General features: G+C 75.0%; 16 protein-coding genes. 7 read left to right on the forward strand and 9 right to left on the reverse strand.

Annotated features, from left to right (window positions below):
* The first annotated feature begins 64 nt into the window (after window positions 1–64).
* The 3 genes from IE326_RS22160 (at window position 65) to IE326_RS22170 (ending at window position 1,341) form a co-directional block, all read left to right on the forward strand.
* The gene (locus tag IE326_RS22160) at window positions 65–478 is read left to right on the forward strand and encodes an SHOCT domain-containing protein (RefSeq protein WP_150226496.1); all 414 of its coding nucleotides are present in this window, start codon (window positions 65–67) and stop codon (window positions 476–478) included.
* Window positions 479–547: 69 nt separating this feature from the next.
* A complete protein-coding gene (locus IE326_RS22165; RefSeq protein ID WP_150226497.1) occupies window positions 548–997 on the forward strand; it encodes a DUF6325 family protein in 450 nt (149 codons plus the stop codon).
* The gene (locus IE326_RS22170) at window positions 994–1,341 is read left to right on the forward strand and encodes an SHOCT domain-containing protein (protein WP_190042742.1); all 348 of its coding nucleotides are present in this window, start codon (window positions 994–996) and stop codon (window positions 1,339–1,341) included. Before IE326_RS22165 ends, IE326_RS22170 begins: the two co-directional genes overlap by 4 nt.
* A gap of 59 nt (window positions 1,342–1,400) precedes the next feature.
* On the opposite strand, the gene IE326_RS22175 is transcribed toward IE326_RS22170, so the two are convergent.
* Window positions 1,401–2,702, reverse strand: coding sequence for a serine hydrolase domain-containing protein (locus IE326_RS22175; protein ID WP_190042743.1), 1,302 nt, complete (start codon window positions 2,700–2,702; stop codon window positions 1,401–1,403).
* A gap of 197 nt (window positions 2,703–2,899) precedes the next feature.
* Window positions 2,900–4,546 (reverse strand): alpha/beta hydrolase, encoded by a 1,647-nt coding sequence (locus IE326_RS22180; RefSeq protein ID WP_190042744.1) that lies wholly within the window; start codon window positions 4,544–4,546, stop codon window positions 2,900–2,902.
* A 226-nt stretch (window positions 4,547–4,772) separates the two neighbouring features.
* Here IE326_RS22180 and IE326_RS22185 point away from each other — a divergent pair, with 226 nt between their 5' ends.
* Window positions 4,773–5,849, forward strand: a complete 1,077-nt coding sequence (locus IE326_RS22185; RefSeq protein ID WP_190042745.1) for a mechanosensitive ion channel family protein — start codon at window positions 4,773–4,775, stop codon at window positions 5,847–5,849.
* Between the two features lie 97 nt (window positions 5,850–5,946).
* A complete protein-coding gene (locus tag IE326_RS22190; protein WP_190042746.1) occupies window positions 5,947–6,459 on the forward strand; it encodes a GNAT family N-acetyltransferase in 513 nt (170 codons plus the stop codon).
* Between the two features lie 47 nt (window positions 6,460–6,506).
* On the opposite strand, the gene IE326_RS22195 is transcribed toward IE326_RS22190, so the two are convergent.
* The 5 genes from IE326_RS22195 to IE326_RS22215 all read right to left on the reverse strand — a co-directional run bounded on the left by IE326_RS22195 (window position 6,507) and on the right by IE326_RS22215 (window position 10,561).
* Entirely contained in the window at window positions 6,507–6,722 is a 216-nt protein-coding gene (locus IE326_RS22195) for a hypothetical protein (RefSeq protein WP_190042747.1), read from the reverse strand.
* 113 nt (window positions 6,723–6,835) lie between these two features.
* Window positions 6,836–7,477: a response regulator gene (locus IE326_RS22200; RefSeq protein ID WP_190042748.1), complete on the reverse strand. Its 642-nt coding sequence runs from the start codon at window positions 7,475–7,477 to the stop codon at window positions 6,836–6,838.
* Window positions 7,470–8,777: a sensor histidine kinase gene (locus IE326_RS22205; protein WP_229915566.1), complete on the reverse strand. Its 1,308-nt coding sequence runs from the start codon at window positions 8,775–8,777 to the stop codon at window positions 7,470–7,472. The genes IE326_RS22200 and IE326_RS22205 overlap by 8 nt, the downstream gene beginning before the upstream one ends.
* Window positions 8,778–8,834: 57 nt before the next feature.
* A complete protein-coding gene (locus tag IE326_RS22210; protein ID WP_150226506.1) occupies window positions 8,835–9,596 on the reverse strand; it encodes an ABC transporter permease in 762 nt (253 codons plus the stop codon).
* A 71-nt stretch (window positions 9,597–9,667) separates the two neighbouring features.
* A complete protein-coding gene (locus IE326_RS22215) occupies window positions 9,668–10,561 on the reverse strand; it encodes an ABC transporter ATP-binding protein (protein WP_190042750.1) in 894 nt (297 codons plus the stop codon).
* Between the two features lie 144 nt (window positions 10,562–10,705).
* Between IE326_RS22215 and IE326_RS22220 the strand changes: the two genes are divergently transcribed.
* Window positions 10,706–12,640, forward strand: coding sequence for an SMI1/KNR4 family protein (locus tag IE326_RS22220; RefSeq protein ID WP_190042751.1), 1,935 nt, complete (start codon window positions 10,706–10,708; stop codon window positions 12,638–12,640).
* A gap of 25 nt (window positions 12,641–12,665) precedes the next feature.
* Here the strand turns inward: IE326_RS22220 and IE326_RS22225 are convergent, their stop codons facing one another.
* Window positions 12,666–13,964 (reverse strand): oxygenase MpaB family protein, encoded by a 1,299-nt coding sequence (locus tag IE326_RS22225; protein WP_190042752.1) that lies wholly within the window; start codon window positions 13,962–13,964, stop codon window positions 12,666–12,668.
* A gap of 43 nt (window positions 13,965–14,007) precedes the next feature.
* Here IE326_RS22225 and IE326_RS22230 point away from each other — a divergent pair, with 43 nt between their 5' ends.
* Window positions 14,008–14,604, forward strand: a complete 597-nt coding sequence (locus IE326_RS22230; protein ID WP_229915567.1) for a TetR/AcrR family transcriptional regulator — start codon at window positions 14,008–14,010, stop codon at window positions 14,602–14,604.
* An 88-nt stretch (window positions 14,605–14,692) separates the two neighbouring features.
* Here IE326_RS22230 and IE326_RS22235 read toward each other — a convergent pair whose 3' ends face one another.
* A complete protein-coding gene (locus IE326_RS22235; RefSeq protein ID WP_150226510.1) occupies window positions 14,693–15,406 on the reverse strand; it encodes a lytic polysaccharide monooxygenase in 714 nt (237 codons plus the stop codon).
* Window positions 15,407–15,836: the final 430 nt, after the last annotated feature.

Below are 15,836 nucleotides of genomic sequence, written 5' to 3' on the forward strand. Positions count from 1 at the left end.
CCGGCCGAACGGATCAATACTTCTCGAAACGGAAGCGTGGTCACGGTGTGGGTCGGAGGCTTCGATGGACGACTATCCGCTGCTGGACGTCTTCTGGAGCATGTTCTGGTTCTTCCTGTGGATCATGTGGATCTTCCTGCTGGTCAAGATCGTCAATGACGTCTTCCGCGACCACGGGCTGAGCGGCTGGGGCAAGGCGGGCTGGCTGCTGCTGTGCGTCCTGCTGCCCTTCGTGGGCGTCCTCGTCTACGTCGTCGCCCGCGGCCCGGACATGACCCGGCGCGACGCGGAACGGGCCAGGGCCTCCGAGGCGGCCTTCCAGGACTACGTCCGCAGGACCACTCGAACGGCCCCCTCCGGCCCCGCGGCCCCGGTACGGGACCGTGCCGACGAGCTCGCCAGGCTGGAGCGGCTGCGGGACGGCGGCGCGCTGACCGAGGCCGAGTTCCAGCGGGCCACGGCCAAACTCCCCGCCTGACCGGTCTCCCCCTCCCCCGCCTCTCCCCTCTTCCCTTTTCCCTTTGTCCGGATCCCCGAAGGAGCCCCCATGCCCGCCACTCTCGACGCCGAGACGGCCGGGCCGGTCGACGTCGCGGTCATCGCGTTCGACGGCAACCGGTTCAACGGCGACGTCGCCCCCGCTCTGCACGACCTCCAGGCGAACGGGACCGTACGCGTCCTCGACCTGGCCTTCGTCACGAAGGACGCCGCCGGCGAGGTCGCGTTCGTGGAGATCGCGGACTCGGAGGTCGCCGGCCGGTTCGAGCAGCTCACCGGCGAGGAGTTCGACCTGCTCAGCGACCACGACCTCGACGCGGTGGCCGCCTCCCTGCCCCCGGAGTCCTCCGCCCTCGTCATCGCCTGGGAGAACACCTGGGCGGCCCGGCTGACCACCGCCCTCCGCGCCTCCGGCGGCCAGGTCGTCCTCATGGAACGGATCCCGCACGACGACGTCGTCAGGGCCGTCGCCGCGCTCGACGAGGAGGTAGGAGCATGATCCGCCGACGCGTGGGACGCCCCGGTCTGCTGGGCGTCGCCGCCCGCACCGCCGTCGTCACCGGCACCGCGACCGCCGTCTCCAACCGCATGCAGCGCAGGGCGGCCGAGCGGGACGCCCAGCAGCAGTGGGCCGCCGAGGCGCAGCAGCAGGCGCTGGTCGACCAGGCCGCGGCCCGGTCGGCCGCCCAGCAGCCGCCCGCCGCGCCCGCGCCGCCCGCCGCCGGCGGCGGTGGCGGCGCGGACCGGGTCTCCCAGCTCACCGCGCTGGCCGAGCTGAAGGCCCAGGGTCTCCTGACCGACGAGGAGTTCGCCGCCGAGAAGGCCCGCGTCCTCAACTCCTAGACGGGTGCGCCGCGGGGAGGGGCCGGGGAGCAGCCGGTCCCTCCCCGCGGCGCGGGACGTCAGTGGCGCTCGGGGAGGTCGCGCTCCGCCGGGAGCGAGGTGGCCGAGGCCGAGGTGCCGGCGGCCGGGGCGGCGGTCGCGGTGCGGGCCGACGTCGGGGCCGGGGGCTTGCCGCAGAAGGCCGCTTCCAGCGTGCGGCCGAGGGCGGTGTTGGCGGCGCCGTGGTTCGAGGTGTTCGCGAGCGCGGAGAGGCTGCGGCGGCCGTCGCGGGTCGAGAAGGCGTACGTGTAGTAGCCCTGCACGGTGCCGGTGTGGCCGTACACCTGGGCGCCGCAGGACAGGTCGTACCTGCGCAGGCCGAGCCCGTAGAAGCGGGTGTTGGTGGCGTCGGTCGGGGTGACCGTCGTCATCGCCTCCATCATGGCCGGGGAGAGCAGCCGGCCGCGCATGAGGGCGCCGGTGAAGGTGTTCAGGTCGGCGGGGCTGGAGATGACGGCTCCGGCGGACCGCGCCCAGGAGACGGTCTGCTCGGTGGAGTCCACCAGCGGCTCGCCGGCCGCGTCCGGGTGCAGGTAGCCCCGCACGTGCAGGCCCTTGATGCGGGTGTCGGGGTGGACGTAGGAGGTGTCGCGCAGCTTCAGCGGCTTGAAGATCCGCTGCCGGTAGGCGTCGGCGACGGGCCGCCCGGTGAGCTCCTCGACGAGCATGCCGACGACGACGAAGTTGGCGTTCGAGTAGCGGTACGAGACGCCGGGCTCGGTGGTGCGGGGCTCGCTCAGGGAGAGGTCGACGAGCTCCTGGTAGCTGAAGACCCGGTTCCGCACGGCCTCGAAGCCCGGCACCGTGTCGGCGAACATCGCGTTGGTGTAGTCCGCGAGGCCGCTGCGGTGGGTGAGGAGGTGCCGGACGGTGATGCGGTCGTCGGGCAGCAGGCCCGGCAGGTACCGGTTGACGGGCTGGTCGAGCTCCAGCCTGCCCTCCTGCACCAGCTGGAGGAGGACGACGGTGGAGAACGTCTTGCTGACGCTGCCGATCCGGAAACGGGCGTGGATGTCCATCGGCGCCCCGGACACGCGGTCCCGGACGCCGGCGGTCCGGCTCTCGACCCCGTCGGGACCGGAGAACCGCGCCATGGCCCCCGGCGCGCCGTCGGCCATGGCCGCCTTCAGGGCGGCGGTGACGCCGTCCATGTCCGGGGCGGGGACGGCGGGCTCCGCGACGGCCGCGGGCGCCGCGGGACGCGCCGCCGCGTCGGGGGCGGCGAGGGCGGTGGTGGCGGGGGCCAGGCCCGCCACGAGCGCGGCGGCCAGGGTGACGGCGGCGCTCAGGGCCGGACGGCGTCGGGGGGACGTCAGGGGCACGGTGGTTCCTCGGCTTCTCACGCTTCGTTCGGCGCGGCGCACGACGTCCGTGGCCGCGGGGCCGGGACGCACGCGCCGTCGCTGCCGGCCGTGCCCCCGCACCCAACGATCATGAGGGTCGCCGGCCCCGAAGGGTTCCAGGTGCGGGGGTACGGATTTCGTGGCGGCCCGTCAAGGACGGTGCTGCCGGGACGGGCTCAGAAGCGGGAACGCGGGTCCGGGAGGCCCTGGGGGGCCCGGGGCGGGAGCCGGAGGTCGCCCCGGGCCCGGGCCGGGGCGGTCCGGCAGGTCGTGTCGAGGGCGGGCAGCCGGCCCGTCGTCAGGTAGGCGGTGGCGGTCGCGTCGGCGCAGGAGCCCGAGCCGTACACGCCGTGGCCCTCGCCGTCGAGGACGGTGACCATCCGGGCGCCCTTCATGACGCGGCGCAGGCCCTGGCCGCTGACCAGGGGCGTCTGGGAGTCCCACTCGTTCTGGAGGACGAGCGCGCGGACCGTGTTGCCGATCCGGGTCGCGGGCTCGGAGCCGTTCCCCCAGAAGGCGCACGGCTTGATGTGGGACGCGAAGTCGCCGTAGAGCGGGTACGCCGCCTTGTCGCGGAGCGCGTCGCGCCGGTACTGCTCCGGGTCGCGCGGCCAGGCGCGGGTGTCGCCGCAGACGACGGACCAGAAGCTCGCGTCCATGTTGTCCTCGGGAACGGCCCGGGCGAAGGACGGCAGGAGGGCGCGGTCCGGGGCGGTCGCCGGAGCGGGTGCGGGGGTCCTGCCCTCGGCCGCCGCCTTGAGCCGGGCGACGGCGTCGGCGGCGTACGCGGGGTAGAAGAACAGGGCGCGTTCGGCGCGGATGGCGTCGCCGGTCCAGAGCCTGCCGTCGAGGTCGACGGGGTCGCGGTCGGCGCGGGCCACCAGGTCCCAGAAGGCGGTTCGGACCTCGTCCGGGGTGTCCCCGAGGCCGTAGGCGGCGTCCCGCTCGGCGGTCCAGCGGGTCCAGCGGGTGAACGCGGGCTCGGCGCCCTCCGCCCACACCTGGAACATGCCCCGCCAGATCCGCGCCGGGTCGACGGCGCTGTCCAGCACGAAGCGGTCGGCGCGGCGCGGGAACAGCTGGGTGTAGACGGCGCCGAGGTAGGTGCCGTAGGAGTAGCCCAGGTACGAGATCTTCTTCTCGCCGAGCACGGCGCGGACGACGTCCATGTCACGGGCGGTGTTGCGGGTGGTGAGGTGCGGCAGGACCGCGCCGTTCCGGGCCCGGCACTTCTCGGCCACGGTCCGCGCCCAGCGCACGTCCTTGTCCCACGTCGCGGCCTTGTACGGGCGCTGCCAGTCCATCTCCTCCGCGTTCAGGCCGCAGCTCACGGGCGAGCTCTGTCCGACGCCCCGCGGGTCGAAGCCGATCAGGTCGTACCGCCGCTTCACCGTGTCCGGCAGCTGCGCCCCGATGTAGAGGGGCATGTCGAGCCCCTGGCCGCCGGGGCCGCCGGGGTTGATGAGGAGGACGCCGTGCCGGTCTCGGGGGCTGGTGGCCTTGACGCGGGAGATCGCGAGGTCGAGCCTCCTGCCGTCCGGGCGGGCGTAGTCGAGCGGGACCTCGATGGTCGCGCACTCGAACTCCGCCGGCGCCTGGGCGTCGCAGCGGCTCCACCGCGGCTTCTGCCGCGCGAACGGGGCGAGGGCCGCGGCCTCGGTGGCGGGCTTCGCGGTCCTGGCGCCGGCGGTGGGGGGCGGGATCGTGACGGGGGGACGGGCGGCCTCGGCCCGGGTGCCGGCGACGGCGACCGCGGGCGTGAGGGCGGGCACGAGCGCCGCGACGGCGGCGAGCGCCACGACGGGTGCTATGCGGTTTCGCACGGTCAGTCAATTCCTCTGCGGTGCGGGAGAGTTCGGTCCGCAGCACCCTTTCGCGAAACGCCGCCCGGCGGAACCTCCGCCAGGGTCCGATCGCCGTACGACCTGAGGAGGAGAGGACGGTCCGGGAATCGTCCCGGAGAGGGCGAACCCTGCCCGCCGTTTCCGCGTCCGGGGCGTCGCGGCGCCGGATTGTTTGGCCGGGGACGAGGACGGTGAGGCGAAAGGCATGGAGAATTCGCTACGGCTCGTGATCGCCCTGTGCGGATCGGCGCCGGTCGCGTACGCCGTCGTGCAGACGGCGGACCTCGTGGTCCGCCGCGTCGGCGCACGGCGTCCCGGCACCCCCCTGTGGGGGCTGCTGCGCCGCTGCCGCACGCCTCTCTTCGTGCTCTCGTTCACCGTCCTGCTCGGCTGGGCGGTGCGCTTCACCGACTGGGCCCCGGCCCGCGACCACGCCGAACTCATCGACCGGGTAAGGACGTTGTGCCTGATCGGCAGCGGTGCGTGGCTCACGGTGCGAGTCGTCTCGGCCGTCGTGGAGTCCTCGTACGCACGCTACGCCGGGCGCTCGCACGACCGGGCACGGGTGCGCCGGGTGCGGACCCAGGTCACCCTGCTCACCCGGGTGGTGTCGGTGGTCATCGGCGTGATCGCCTGCGCGGTGGCCCTGGTGACCTTCCCGTCGTTCCGGGCGCTCGGCACCTCGCTGCTCGCCTCCGCCGGGATCATCGGCATCGTGGCCGGCGTGGCGGCGCAGTCGACCCTCGGGAACCTCTTCGCGGGCTTCCAGATCGCCTTCGGCGACATGGTGCGGATCGGGGACACCGTCGTCGTGGACGGCGAGTGGGGCCTCGTCGAGGAGGTCACGCTGACCTTCCTCACCGTGCGGACCTGGGACGAGCGGCGCGTCACGCTGCCGGTGTCGTACTTCACCTCCCGGCCGTTCGAGAACTGGTCGCGCGGCGGCGCAGAGATGACGGGGACGGTCTTCCTCCACTGCGACCACGCCACCCCGGTGCCGTTGCTGCGGGCGCACCTGCGCGGCTTCCTGGACGAGTGCTCCGGGTGGGACGGGCGCGGCTGGGACCTCTCCGTCACGGACACCTCGCCCACCGGCATCACCGTCCGGGCGCTCGTGACGGCGAAGGACCCCGACGATCTGTGGACGGTGCGCTGCGCCGTGCGCGAGGAGCTGGTCCGCTGGCTGGCCGAGGAGCACCCGGCCGCCCTGCCGAAGGTCGTCACGGGACAGGCCCCGGAGCGGGACGAGGTCCCCTCCGCGCCGCGGATCCTGCGGCGGTAGCCGTGATCCCGTACGCCCCCCGGACCCGTTGCCCCCGTGCGCCCCGCGGCCCCTTTTTCCCTGGCCGCGGGCGGTGCCCTGGGGCAGGCTGGGTCCCATGACCGATCTGCGCGGTGCCTCCGTCGTCCTGCGTCCCGCCGTCCCCGCCGACGTCCCCGTCCTCGCCGCCGTCCGGGCCACGCCCGAGGTGCGGGCGCGGTGGCGCGGCGGGGACGACCTGGCCGGGGAGGTCGCCGCCGACCTGGCGGATCCCGGCACCCGCTGTCTGGCGGTGCTGCACGGGGGCCGGGTCGTCGGCATGATCCAGTGGTACGCGGAGGAGGACCCGGAGTACCAGCACGCCGGGATCGACCTGTTCCTCGACCCGTCGGTGCACGGCCGGGGCCTGGGGACCGACGCCGTCCGCACCCTCGCCCGGCACCTCGTCGACGACGAGGGGTACCACCGGCTGGTCATCGATCCGGCGGCCGACAACGCGGCGGCGATCCGCTGCTACGAGAAGGCCGGGTTCCGGCCCGTCGGCGTGATGCGCCAGTACGAGCGGGGCGCGGACGGCACCTGGCACGACGGCCTGCTGATGGACCTGCTGGCGGCGGAGCTGGTGCGCTGACCGCGAGGACCCGGGGAGGATCCGTGCGGGTCCTCTCGGGGCGCGTCTCAGCCGCAGCCGCCGCAGCCCCCGCACCCTCCTCCGCCGCCGCACCCGCCCCCGCAGCCGCCGCTGCCGCCGGCCCCTCCGGAGCCGGAGCCCGAGCCGGATCCGGAACCGCTGCCGCCGCTGCCCCCGCTCTTGCCCGACCCGCCGCCCCCGAAGCCGTCGACGATGCCCCAGACGACCAGCAGCACGACCACCAGGACCAGGAATTCCCCCACGGTCTCCCCTCCCCCGCCGCCCCGCGACGGTTCATGACGGGTATACCCAGCCGCCGCCGAGGGGCAACGGGGAGGCGGCGGGTCCGGTGGCGGCAGGGCCGTCGGGGAGGGGGTCAGGCGCGGCCGAGGATGCCGCGGTCGTAGCCCGCCGCGACGGCCGCCGCGCGGTCCTTGACGGCGAGCTTGCCGTAGATGTGGGTGAGGTGGGTCTTCACCGTGGCCTCGCTGATGAAGAGTTCGGCGGCGATCTCGCGGTTGGAGGTGCCCCGGGCGACCAGGACGAGGATCTCGCGCTCGCGGGCCGAGAGGGTGCCGTCGACGGGCCCGGCGGGGCGGCGCACGGCGCTGACGAGGCGGGTCGCGACGGCCGGGGAGAGCACCGTACGCCCCTCGGCGGCGGCCCGCACCGCGGCGAACAGCTCGTCGCGGGGCGCGTCCTTGAGGAGGTAGCCGGTCGCGCCGGCCTCGATGGCGGGGAGGGTGTCGGCGTCCGTGTCGTACGTGGTGAGCACGAGGACTCGGGAGCGGGCGCCGTGCCGGGCGAGGGCGGCGATCGCGTCGACGCCGCCGCCCGCGGGCATCCGCAGGTCCATGAGGACGACGTCCGGATCGAGGGAGAGGGCCAGCTCGACGCCCTCGACGCCGCCCGCGGCCTCGCCGAGGACGCGGAACCCGGGGTCGCTGTCGAACATGCCGCGCAGGCCGTCGCGGACGACGGGGTGGTCGTCGACGAGGAGCAGGGTGATCTCAGCCATGGGGCACCAACGGTACGCGAACGGAGATCGCCGTGCCCTCCCCCGGCGCCGACTCGACCTCGACCGCTCCGGCGAGGCGGGCGGCGCGGGCCCGCATCCCGGCGAGCCCGAAGCCGCCGAGGGAGCCGCGGGCGGGCGGCGCGGCCGGGTCGAAGCCGCGTCCGTCGTCGCGGATGTCGAGGACGACCTCGTCGTCCATGTAGGAGAGGGTGACGCCGGCCCGGGTGGCCCCGGAGTGGCGCTCGGCGTTGGCCAGCGCCTCCTGGGCGATGCGGAGCAGGGTGGCGGCGACCTCGTCGTGGAGGGGGGCGCCGGTGCCGGTGGGGGTGAACCCGGCGGTGATGCCGGTGCGTTCGGCCCAGGCTTCGACGGTCTTGGCCAGGGCCTCGGGCAGGGTGTCGTGCTCCAGGGCGACGGGGCCGAGGTCCTGCACGGAGCGGCGGGCCTCGCCGAGGCTGTGCCGGGCGAGGGCGGCGGCCCTGCGGTGGTGGACGCGGGCCTGGCCGGTGTCGGCGGCCTCGGCGGCCTGGAGCTGGGCGATGATGCCGGTCAGGCCCTGGGCGAGGGTATCGTGGATCTCGGCGGCGAGCCTGCGGCGCTCGTCGGCGACGCCCGCCTCCCTCGCCTGGAGGACGAGTTGGGCGTGGAGGGTGGCGTTCTCGGCGAGCGCCTGCTCCAGGCGGGCGTTGGCGCGGGCGAGTTCGGCGATGGTCGCGGAGCGTTCGGCGGCCTTCTCCGCCTCCTTGGCCCCGAGGTGGGCGAGGCCGACGGCGAGTCCCGCGTTGAGGGCGAACAGGCCGCCGAAAGCCACCCATTGGAGACCCGAGGCGGGCGGGAACCCGCCCGCCTGGGAACCGGCCAGGGTGAGGGCGACGGCGAGCAGCCCGCCCCGGACGAGGACCGGCCGGGGCGGCAGCAGCGCGACGGCGTCGAAGTACCCGACGCAGGCGTGGACGGCGAAGAGGGGGTTGCAGACGGTGAGCGCGAAGGCGAGGGCGGTCCGCAGCGCGAAGTACGCGACGGAGGCCGGCCCGGGAGCGCCCGGGATCGCCGCGGGCGCCCCGGAACCGGCCTCCGCGCAACTCTCCGGGCCACCCCCCTCCCCCTCCGTCCGCCGCGCGTGCCAGCACAGCTGGAGGGCCAGGGAGGCGAGGACCAGGACGCCCGCGACGACCACGTCGGTCCGCGTCATCAGCTCGCCCGCGGTGATCCCCGCGAGCGCCGTGCCGATGCCGAGGAACCCGTACGGCCCCCAGCGGTAGAACTGCAGCCAGCGCTCCTCGACCGTCGCCGTCGCCACGACCCTTGCTCCTTCCGCGCGTTGATCCTCCGCCACGACCCGCTCCGCCCCGCTCCGTCACTCCCAGCGGAACCGGCGGACCGCCGTCCCCGCCAGCACGGCCGTCCACAGGACCATCACCCCGAGCGCGACCGGACCCGGCCATCCGCCGCGCGCGGCCTCGTCGAGGGCTCGGGAGGCGGCACCGTACGGGGTGTACTCCACGATCCGGCGCAGCGTATCGGGCATGGCCTGGACCGGCACCCAGACGCCCGCCGTGAACATGGTCGGGAAGAAGACCGCCGTCCCGACCGCGGTGGCGGCCTTCTGAGTGCGGGAGACCGCGCAGACCGTCGCGCCGAGGGCGAGGCCCCCGGCGGTGGCGAGGACCAGTGCCACGAGGTGTCCGGGGAGGTGGGCGGGGAGTGCGACGCCGAAGGCGGTCCGGCCGACCGCGGTCACCAGGAGGGCGGAGAGCAGGGCGGCGACGGCGTGCAGGACGAACTGGGCGGTGAGCAGCGCGGCCGGGCGGACCGGAGTGGCCGACATCCGGCGCAGGATGCCGCGCTCCCGGTAGCCGGCGAGGACCGGGGGCATGGCCTGGAGTCCGGCCATGATCAGGGCGAAGAGGACGGCGACGGGGACGTACAGGTCGATCGCCCGGCGTCCGCCGAGGCCGGCGGAGACCTCCCGCATCGACGGGATCAGGCCGAGAATCACCAGGAGGACGGTCGGCGAGACCATCACCCAGAACAGGGCGGCGGGTTCGCGGGCGAAGAGGCGGGCCTCGGTCCTGAGGACCGCGCGCGCGGCGGAGGCCGGTGCGGGGGTGCTGGCCATGGGGGCTGTGCTCCTGTCGTGAGGGCGTGCGGCCGGGCGGGCGGGGCGCGGGGAGGGGCGCGCGGGGAGGGTCAGGAGGTGAGGTCGAGGTAGGCGTCGTCGAGGGTGGCGTCGGTGATGCGCAGGCCCCGGGCGGTGACCGCGCGGCGGGCCAGCAGCGACACGAAGGCGTCCACGGTGGCGTCCGTGCCGGTGACGACCGTGCGGCCGTCGCGGCCGGTCACCTCCGCGGCGCCGGGCAGGGCCGCGAGGTCGGCGGGGTCCAGCGGGCTGTCGGCGGCGAAGGAGATGACCCGGGCCGTGGCCGTGCGCCCGATGAGCCCGGCGGGGGTGTCGAGGGCCGTGACCCGGCCCCCGTCGATCACCGCGATCCGGTCGCAGAGGCGCTGGGCCTCCTCCATGACGTGGGTGACGAGGAGGACGGTGACGCCGTTCGCCCTGATGGACTCGACGAGGTCCCAGGTGTCACGGCGGGCCCGCGGGTCGAGGCCGGTGGTGAGCTCGTCGAGGACGACCGCGCGGGGGTCGCCGACGAGGGCGAGGGCGATGAGGAGCCGCTGCTTCTGCCCGCCGGACAGCGTGCCGAAGCGCGCGTCGAGGTGGGCGTCGAGCCCGAGTCGGCCGGCGAGCGCCCGCCGGTCGGCGGGGCGTTCGTAGAAGGTCGCGTACAGCTCCAGCGCCTCCCTGACGGTGAGCTTGGCCTGGAGCTCGCTCCGCTGGAGCTGGACGCCGAGCACCCGGGTGACCCGGTCGTGGTCGGCGACGGGGTCGAGCCCCGCCACCCGCACCCGGCCCGCGTCGGGGACGCGGAGGCCGGCCACGCACTCGACCGTGGTGGTCTTCCCCGCGCCGTTGGGGCCGAGGATCCCGAAGATCTCCCCCTCCTCCACGGAGAAGGAGACGCCGTCGACGGCCTTCCGCTCGCCGTACGCCTTGCGCAGGTCCCGCACTTCGATCATGGGCATGTGTCCAGGGTCGTCCGCGGCCCGCTCCCCCGGTATCCGCCGTCCCGCTCGACCCGGGATCGGCCGATCGGCCGATGGCGGTACGACTCCGGGCGGGGAGGGGCGGCGGGCGGTCCTGTCGGTGCCGGGTGGCACCATCCGGGCATGAACGAGGTTTCCTTCGATTGGCACGGGTTCCTGCGGCGTTGGCAGGAGGAGTGGGTTCCGGACGAGGACGAGGACCCGGACGACGAGGCCGCGCTCGCCCCGCTGGGCCGCCCCGGCGGGGGCGAGGCGGCCGTCGCCGCGGCCGAGGAGCGGCTGGGACGGCGGTTGCCGCCCTCGTACCGCGCGTTCCTGGCGGCGAGCGACGGCTGGCGCGTGGGCCAGTCGGCCGGGATCTACCGGTTGGGCGGCGCCGCGGACGTCGACTGGTTCCGGGACCCGTTCGGCATGGCCCCGCTGTACGAGGAGAACCTGGGCGACGATCCGGGCGAGGAGGAGGTCCGGCTCGCCGGGATGTGGCGGCGGGCGCTGCGCCTGGAGACGGACTCCGACATGTCTCACGCCCTGCTCGATCCGGGCGACAGCGACGCGGACGGCGAGTGGGCGCTCTACGTGTACAAGGGCTGGAGCGGCGAGTACCCCGACCGCCATCCGTCGTTCCGGGCCTACATGGAGGCCATGTACCGGGAGTTCCACTGCTCCCGAGCGCACCGGAGCGACTTCGTGAACGCGACCACCAGGGCCCGGGACGCCGAGGCGGAGGAGGGCCGTCTGCTGACCCTGGACGGGCGGTACGAGGAGGCGCTCGTCCTGCTCGAAGGGGCGGCCGGCTTCGGGCGGCCGGGAAGCGCCTTCCTCCTGGGCCAGGTGCGGAAGCTGCTCGCGCCCGGCGCCTCCTGGGGTCCCGGCCACCTGGTGGGCGACCCGGCGTACGGTCCCGAACTCCTGCCACTGGAAGCCGTGCAGACGGTCCGTCAGAACGGAGGCCCGAACGGGGACGAGCGCTGGGTCACGACGGCGGTCGCCCGGGGCGCCGACCGGGAGGACGCCGAGGCCGTGCTGGGCGCGCTGCGGGCCGGCAGCCACCGCTACGCGCCCCCCGGTGCCTGGGGCCGGGCCGTCGCCGAGGCCCGGGAGACCGCGCTGCGGGGCGCGACCGACGCCGCCTGGCGGGTGCTGCGGGAGGCGCTGCCGCGGTGGGAGGCGCCCGGTCCGCTCCTGCTCGCCCCGCTCGGGCTGCTCGCCGACCCGGTGCTGGGCCCGCTGGTGACCCCGGAGCGGGGGCGGGAGCTCCTGGCGACCCCGCGGGCCGGCGGGACGGGGCCCGTACCCGTACCGGCGCCCGATCTGGACCCCCCGGGTCTCGTCTGGCTGACGGAGCCGGTGGCGCCCTGGACGCGGCGGCCGATCGACGGCTACCGCTGCGTCTGGGCCGAGGGCCTCGACCCCGCCCGGCTGTCCGCGCTGATCGGCGAGGAGGGCGCCGAGCCGGGCGAGCCCGTGCACGCCCCCTGGATCCGGGGGTACGGCTCCCGGCCCGGCGCGCGGGAAGGGCTGGAGCCCTGGGAGGACCGCGCCGTGGTCGCCGTCGGCGTCACCGACGAGGGGTGGGCCTTCGCCTTCGACCGCCACGCCCACCGGCTCCCGGGCGAGCGGCTCCGCTCCCCCGCCGTGGACGCGTCCGCGACGGGCCGGGCGGTGATGGTGTGGCGGGAGCCCGGGGACGTCTCCGGGGGCGGGTCCCCGGCAGCGTTCCACCTGTCGGTGGCGGAGAACGGCGAGGAACTGTACGCGTTCACCGTGCGGGGCACGGAGGTCCGGCGCTCCGGCGCGATACCGGAGGCGCTGGACCCGGCGCTGCTGCTCGGCTCCGGGGACGGGGGCGGGACCGGGGAGGAGTACGGGGACGGGCTGGACGAGACGGAGGTCGAACGGCGGCTGCTGCGCGCCCTGCACGCCGGACTCGGGCTCTCGCTGCCCCGTTTCGCGCTCACCCTGGGCGGTCTGCGCACCTTCGCCACCCGCTCCTGGACCCGGGCGCCGCACGCGGGCGAGGGCTACGCCGTCCTCGGCTTCGTACGACACCGGCCCTGAGACCGGGGCGGCGGCAGGAGCTCCCTCAACCGGCCTCCGGCAGGCCGGCCACGCCGGCGGGGCCGCCGGACCCCTGGGGGAACAGGGAGGCGAGCTGCCGCTCCTGCGCCCGTCCGCCCCGCTCCTCCAGCCGCCGCCGTCCGCCGGGCAGCGCGCCGAGGAGCCGGTACCGGACGGTGTTGGAGGCGAGGGCGAGCGGCAGCGCCCACGGGAGCCGGGACCGCAGGCCCAGGTCGCGCATCCCCGCCGGACCCATGAAGACGGTGAGGAGGCTCAGCTGGCGGGCGTGCTCGTAGCGCCGGCGGAGCCGCTCCACGGCCGGGCCGGCGTGGCCGAAGTCGCGGTGGGCCTGGGCGTCCATGGTCTGGCGGGCGAGGTCGCGGCCCGCCTGGGTCTGTCCGGCGGCGGCGAGCAGGATGTGGTGGTTCCAGTGGTGCCGGACGTTCTCGTCGTCGGTGAGCCACTCCGGTGCGACGCCCATCAGGTGGCCGACGTACCGCCACAGGTGCATGAGGTCGTCGCGCTGCCGCCGGGTCAGCCGGACGCCGAGCGCGCGGCAGCCGGCGATCACCGTCGCGTCGAAGAGCCCGAGCGTGGCGGCCTGGTCGGCCTGGTTGACGGGACGGCCCCAGCGCGCGCTGTCCCAGCGGGGTGCGAAGCGGGCGTCGACCAGGGCGTGCATGGCGCGCACGTGGGCGGTGAGGCGCCAGCCCTCGGCACCGGGACGGAGGCCGCCGGGACGGGTGACGGCGTGCGACCACAGGGTCGTCTCGCCGAGGCGCCGCAGGGTCGTCCCGCCGGTCAGGCCGCCGGTGAGCACGAGCAGGTCGGCCGGCCCGCCGAAGCGGTAGCCGCCGACGAGGGAGAGGAGCAGGAGGACGTCGCTGCTGTTGCGGCCCAGAGAACGGTAGGCGGCCGCGCCCCGCTCGATCCGCTCCCAGTCGACCCAGTCGGGGACGGTCGAGACGTGTTCCATGAAATCCCGTAAGGCGGGAGGAAGTTCGTGGTGTCCGCCGGGGGCCGTGCGCAGCGCCTCGCCGATCAGGGAGCGCGTGACGCGGCCGGGGTCCCCGGCGGGCAGCCGTGTCGCCCCGGCGAGGGCGGCGCCGAGTTCGTCGCCCTGGAGGAGGGCGGCGCCCAGTCGTTCCATGAGCGCCTCGTCGACGTCCTTGCCGATGTCGGCGAAGAGGAAGAGCGGGCGGGCGATCGCCCGTCCGCGCCGCTCCGCCTCCCGGAAACGGCTCGGGAAAGGAGCGGAGGAGGAACCGGAGGAAGAGGGGGTGGGGGAAGGACCGAGGGCAGGGGACTCGCTGCTCTGCGTCATGATTCCGTTGTAAGGCGAATAATCGTTCGCATACAATTCGCGTATGCGCAGGACGCCCCGTCAGGAGCGGTCGCGGGAAATGGTCGAGCGGATCGTGGAGGCGGGGCGCACGGTCCTGGCGCGCGACGGCTACGCACGCTTCGCGACGACCCGGGTGGCCACCGAGGCCGGCATCAGCCCGGGCTCCCTCTACCAGTACTTCCGCGACAAGGAAGAGCTCCTCGGCGTGCTCATGGAGCGGTACTGGGCGGAGGCCGGGGACCGCGTGGCGGCCTCGCTCGCCGACCGGCTCGCCGAGCCGCCCGAACTCCTGGTCCCCCACGCGGTCGACGCGCTGCTGTCCGCGCTGGAGCAGGACTCGCGACTCCTTCGCGTCGTGGTCGAGGAGGTGCCGCCGAGCTTCCACGAGGACCACCTGCACCGGCTCCGGCGGCGCGTCCGCGACCTGGGCGCGGCGTACCTCGCGGCGCGGGCGCCGGGCCGGCCGGACGGGGCGACCCGCGCCTGGGTGCTGGTCTCCGCGATGGAGGCGCTCAGCGTGCGCTGGATCCTCGACCGGCCCGCCGTCCGGCGCGAGGAGCTGATCGAGGAGATCACCGCGCTCGTGACCCCCTACGCGTTCCGCCCGGAGGGGTCCTGACACGGGGGGCTGCATCCGTCCGCCCGTCCTCCGGCGAGCCGGAACGAGCGGGCGGACGGAGTTCGGCCCCGCAGCACGCGGGAGCGCGTCAGACCGCGCAGGCCCCCAGGTCCTCCCAGACGCCCCACTCCCCGGTGGTGCCGGGCTTGTCGCCGGTCACCCACCACTTGGCGCGCCAGGTGTGCCCGCCGTAGGAGACGGTGTCGCCCCCGGTGTAGACGCGGGCGGGGTCCCAGGCGGTCACGCCGCAGGTGCCCGGTCCGGTGCCGCCCCCGCCGCCTCCCGTACCGCCGATGTTGACGTCGATGCAGGAGTAGAAGGCGTTGGTGGTGTCGGCGACGTTCCAGACGGCCAGGACCTTCTGCCGTCCCGTGAGGGTGCCGAAGTTCACCGTGTGGCTGACGTCGGCGGCCGGCTGCGCGCCGCCGCCGCTGAACTGGGCGACCAGCCGGTCGCCGACGAAGTACTGCCAGTTGGCGGTGGCGTGGCGCGCGGTGTGGTGCCAGTTGAAGGTGTAGGTGGAGCCGATCGGGGTGACGCGCCAGGGCTTGCTGTCGTCGTCGAGCTCGGCGAAGGCCGCGTTGCCGCCGCTGCAACTGCGCAGCCCCTGCGGTCCCTCGACGCTCTGCGGTTCGTACTTGATCTGGCCGCAGGAGACGGTGCCCGCGGCGCACTGGTCCTGGCGGCTGGCCGGGGAGGTGACCCAGCCGTGCGCGCCGGCCGTGGCGGCCGGCAGGGTGATGGCCAGCACGGGGGACACCAGCGCCCCGATGATCAGGGCCGTTCGCCTTTTCATGTTCATGACATTCCACTCTCTGTGATGCCGTCCGGTCGACCCGCCGGGGCGTGTCCCTCGCCCGGGAGGGCCTTGCTGACATGGAGCGGGATCCGGCGCCACGACGATGCCGGACCGCCCGCACGGCGGGGGTTCCGACCTCGCGAACGGGCACCGTTGCCCACGCGCCTCCGGACCCGGCCGCACGCGGCCGGGCGCCACACCCTCTCAGGTCTAGACCTTAGCGACGCACCGGATCCGGTCAAGGGGTCGGACACCGCCACCCGCGAACGATTGCCCCTCGCCTCGCGAACCCACCCCGCACGCTCCCAGGCCACGACACGTCACACCCCCGGGCCGCGGCCCGCCGCCCCCCGACCACAACTCGCCGCGCTCCCCGAAGCCACCAACGCCCCTTGGTTCAGACCATTTTGGCGATTTTTCGGCCACCACGATT

It is taken from the genome of Streptomyces filamentosus, from assembly GCF_014654895.1.
Classification (GTDB): domain Bacteria; phylum Actinomycetota; class Actinomycetes; order Streptomycetales; family Streptomycetaceae; genus Streptomyces; species Streptomyces filamentosus.

Coding starts and splice junctions, on each gene's coding strand:
- IE326_RS22160 (WP_150226496.1), top strand. CDS start 65: ATGGACGACTATCCGCTGCTGGACGTCTTCTGGAGCATGTTCTGGTTC.
- IE326_RS22165 (WP_150226497.1), top strand. CDS start 548: ATGCCCGCCACTCTCGACGCCGAGACGGCCGGGCCGGTCGACGTCGCG.
- IE326_RS22170 (WP_190042742.1), top strand. CDS start 994: ATGATCCGCCGACGCGTGGGACGCCCCGGTCTGCTGGGCGTCGCCGCC.
- IE326_RS22185 (WP_190042745.1), top strand. CDS start 4,773: ATGGAGAATTCGCTACGGCTCGTGATCGCCCTGTGCGGATCGGCGCCG.
- IE326_RS22190 (WP_190042746.1), top strand. CDS start 5,947: ATGACCGATCTGCGCGGTGCCTCCGTCGTCCTGCGTCCCGCCGTCCCC.
- IE326_RS22200 (WP_190042748.1), bottom strand. CDS start 7,477: ATGGCTGAGATCACCCTGCTCCTCGTCGACGACCACCCCGTCGTCCGC.
- IE326_RS22210 (WP_150226506.1), bottom strand. CDS start 9,596: ATGGCCAGCACCCCCGCACCGGCCTCCGCCGCGCGCGCGGTCCTCAGG.
- IE326_RS22215 (WP_190042750.1), bottom strand. CDS start 10,561: ATGCCCATGATCGAAGTGCGGGACCTGCGCAAGGCGTACGGCGAGCGG.
- IE326_RS22220 (WP_190042751.1), top strand. CDS start 10,706: ATGAACGAGGTTTCCTTCGATTGGCACGGGTTCCTGCGGCGTTGGCAG.
- IE326_RS22225 (WP_190042752.1), bottom strand. CDS start 13,964: ATGACGCAGAGCAGCGAGTCCCCTGCCCTCGGTCCTTCCCCCACCCCC.
- IE326_RS22230 (WP_229915567.1), top strand. CDS start 14,008: ATGCGCAGGACGCCCCGTCAGGAGCGGTCGCGGGAAATGGTCGAGCGG.
- IE326_RS22235 (WP_150226510.1), bottom strand. CDS start 15,406: ATGAACATGAAAAGGCGAACGGCCCTGATCATCGGGGCGCTGGTGTCC.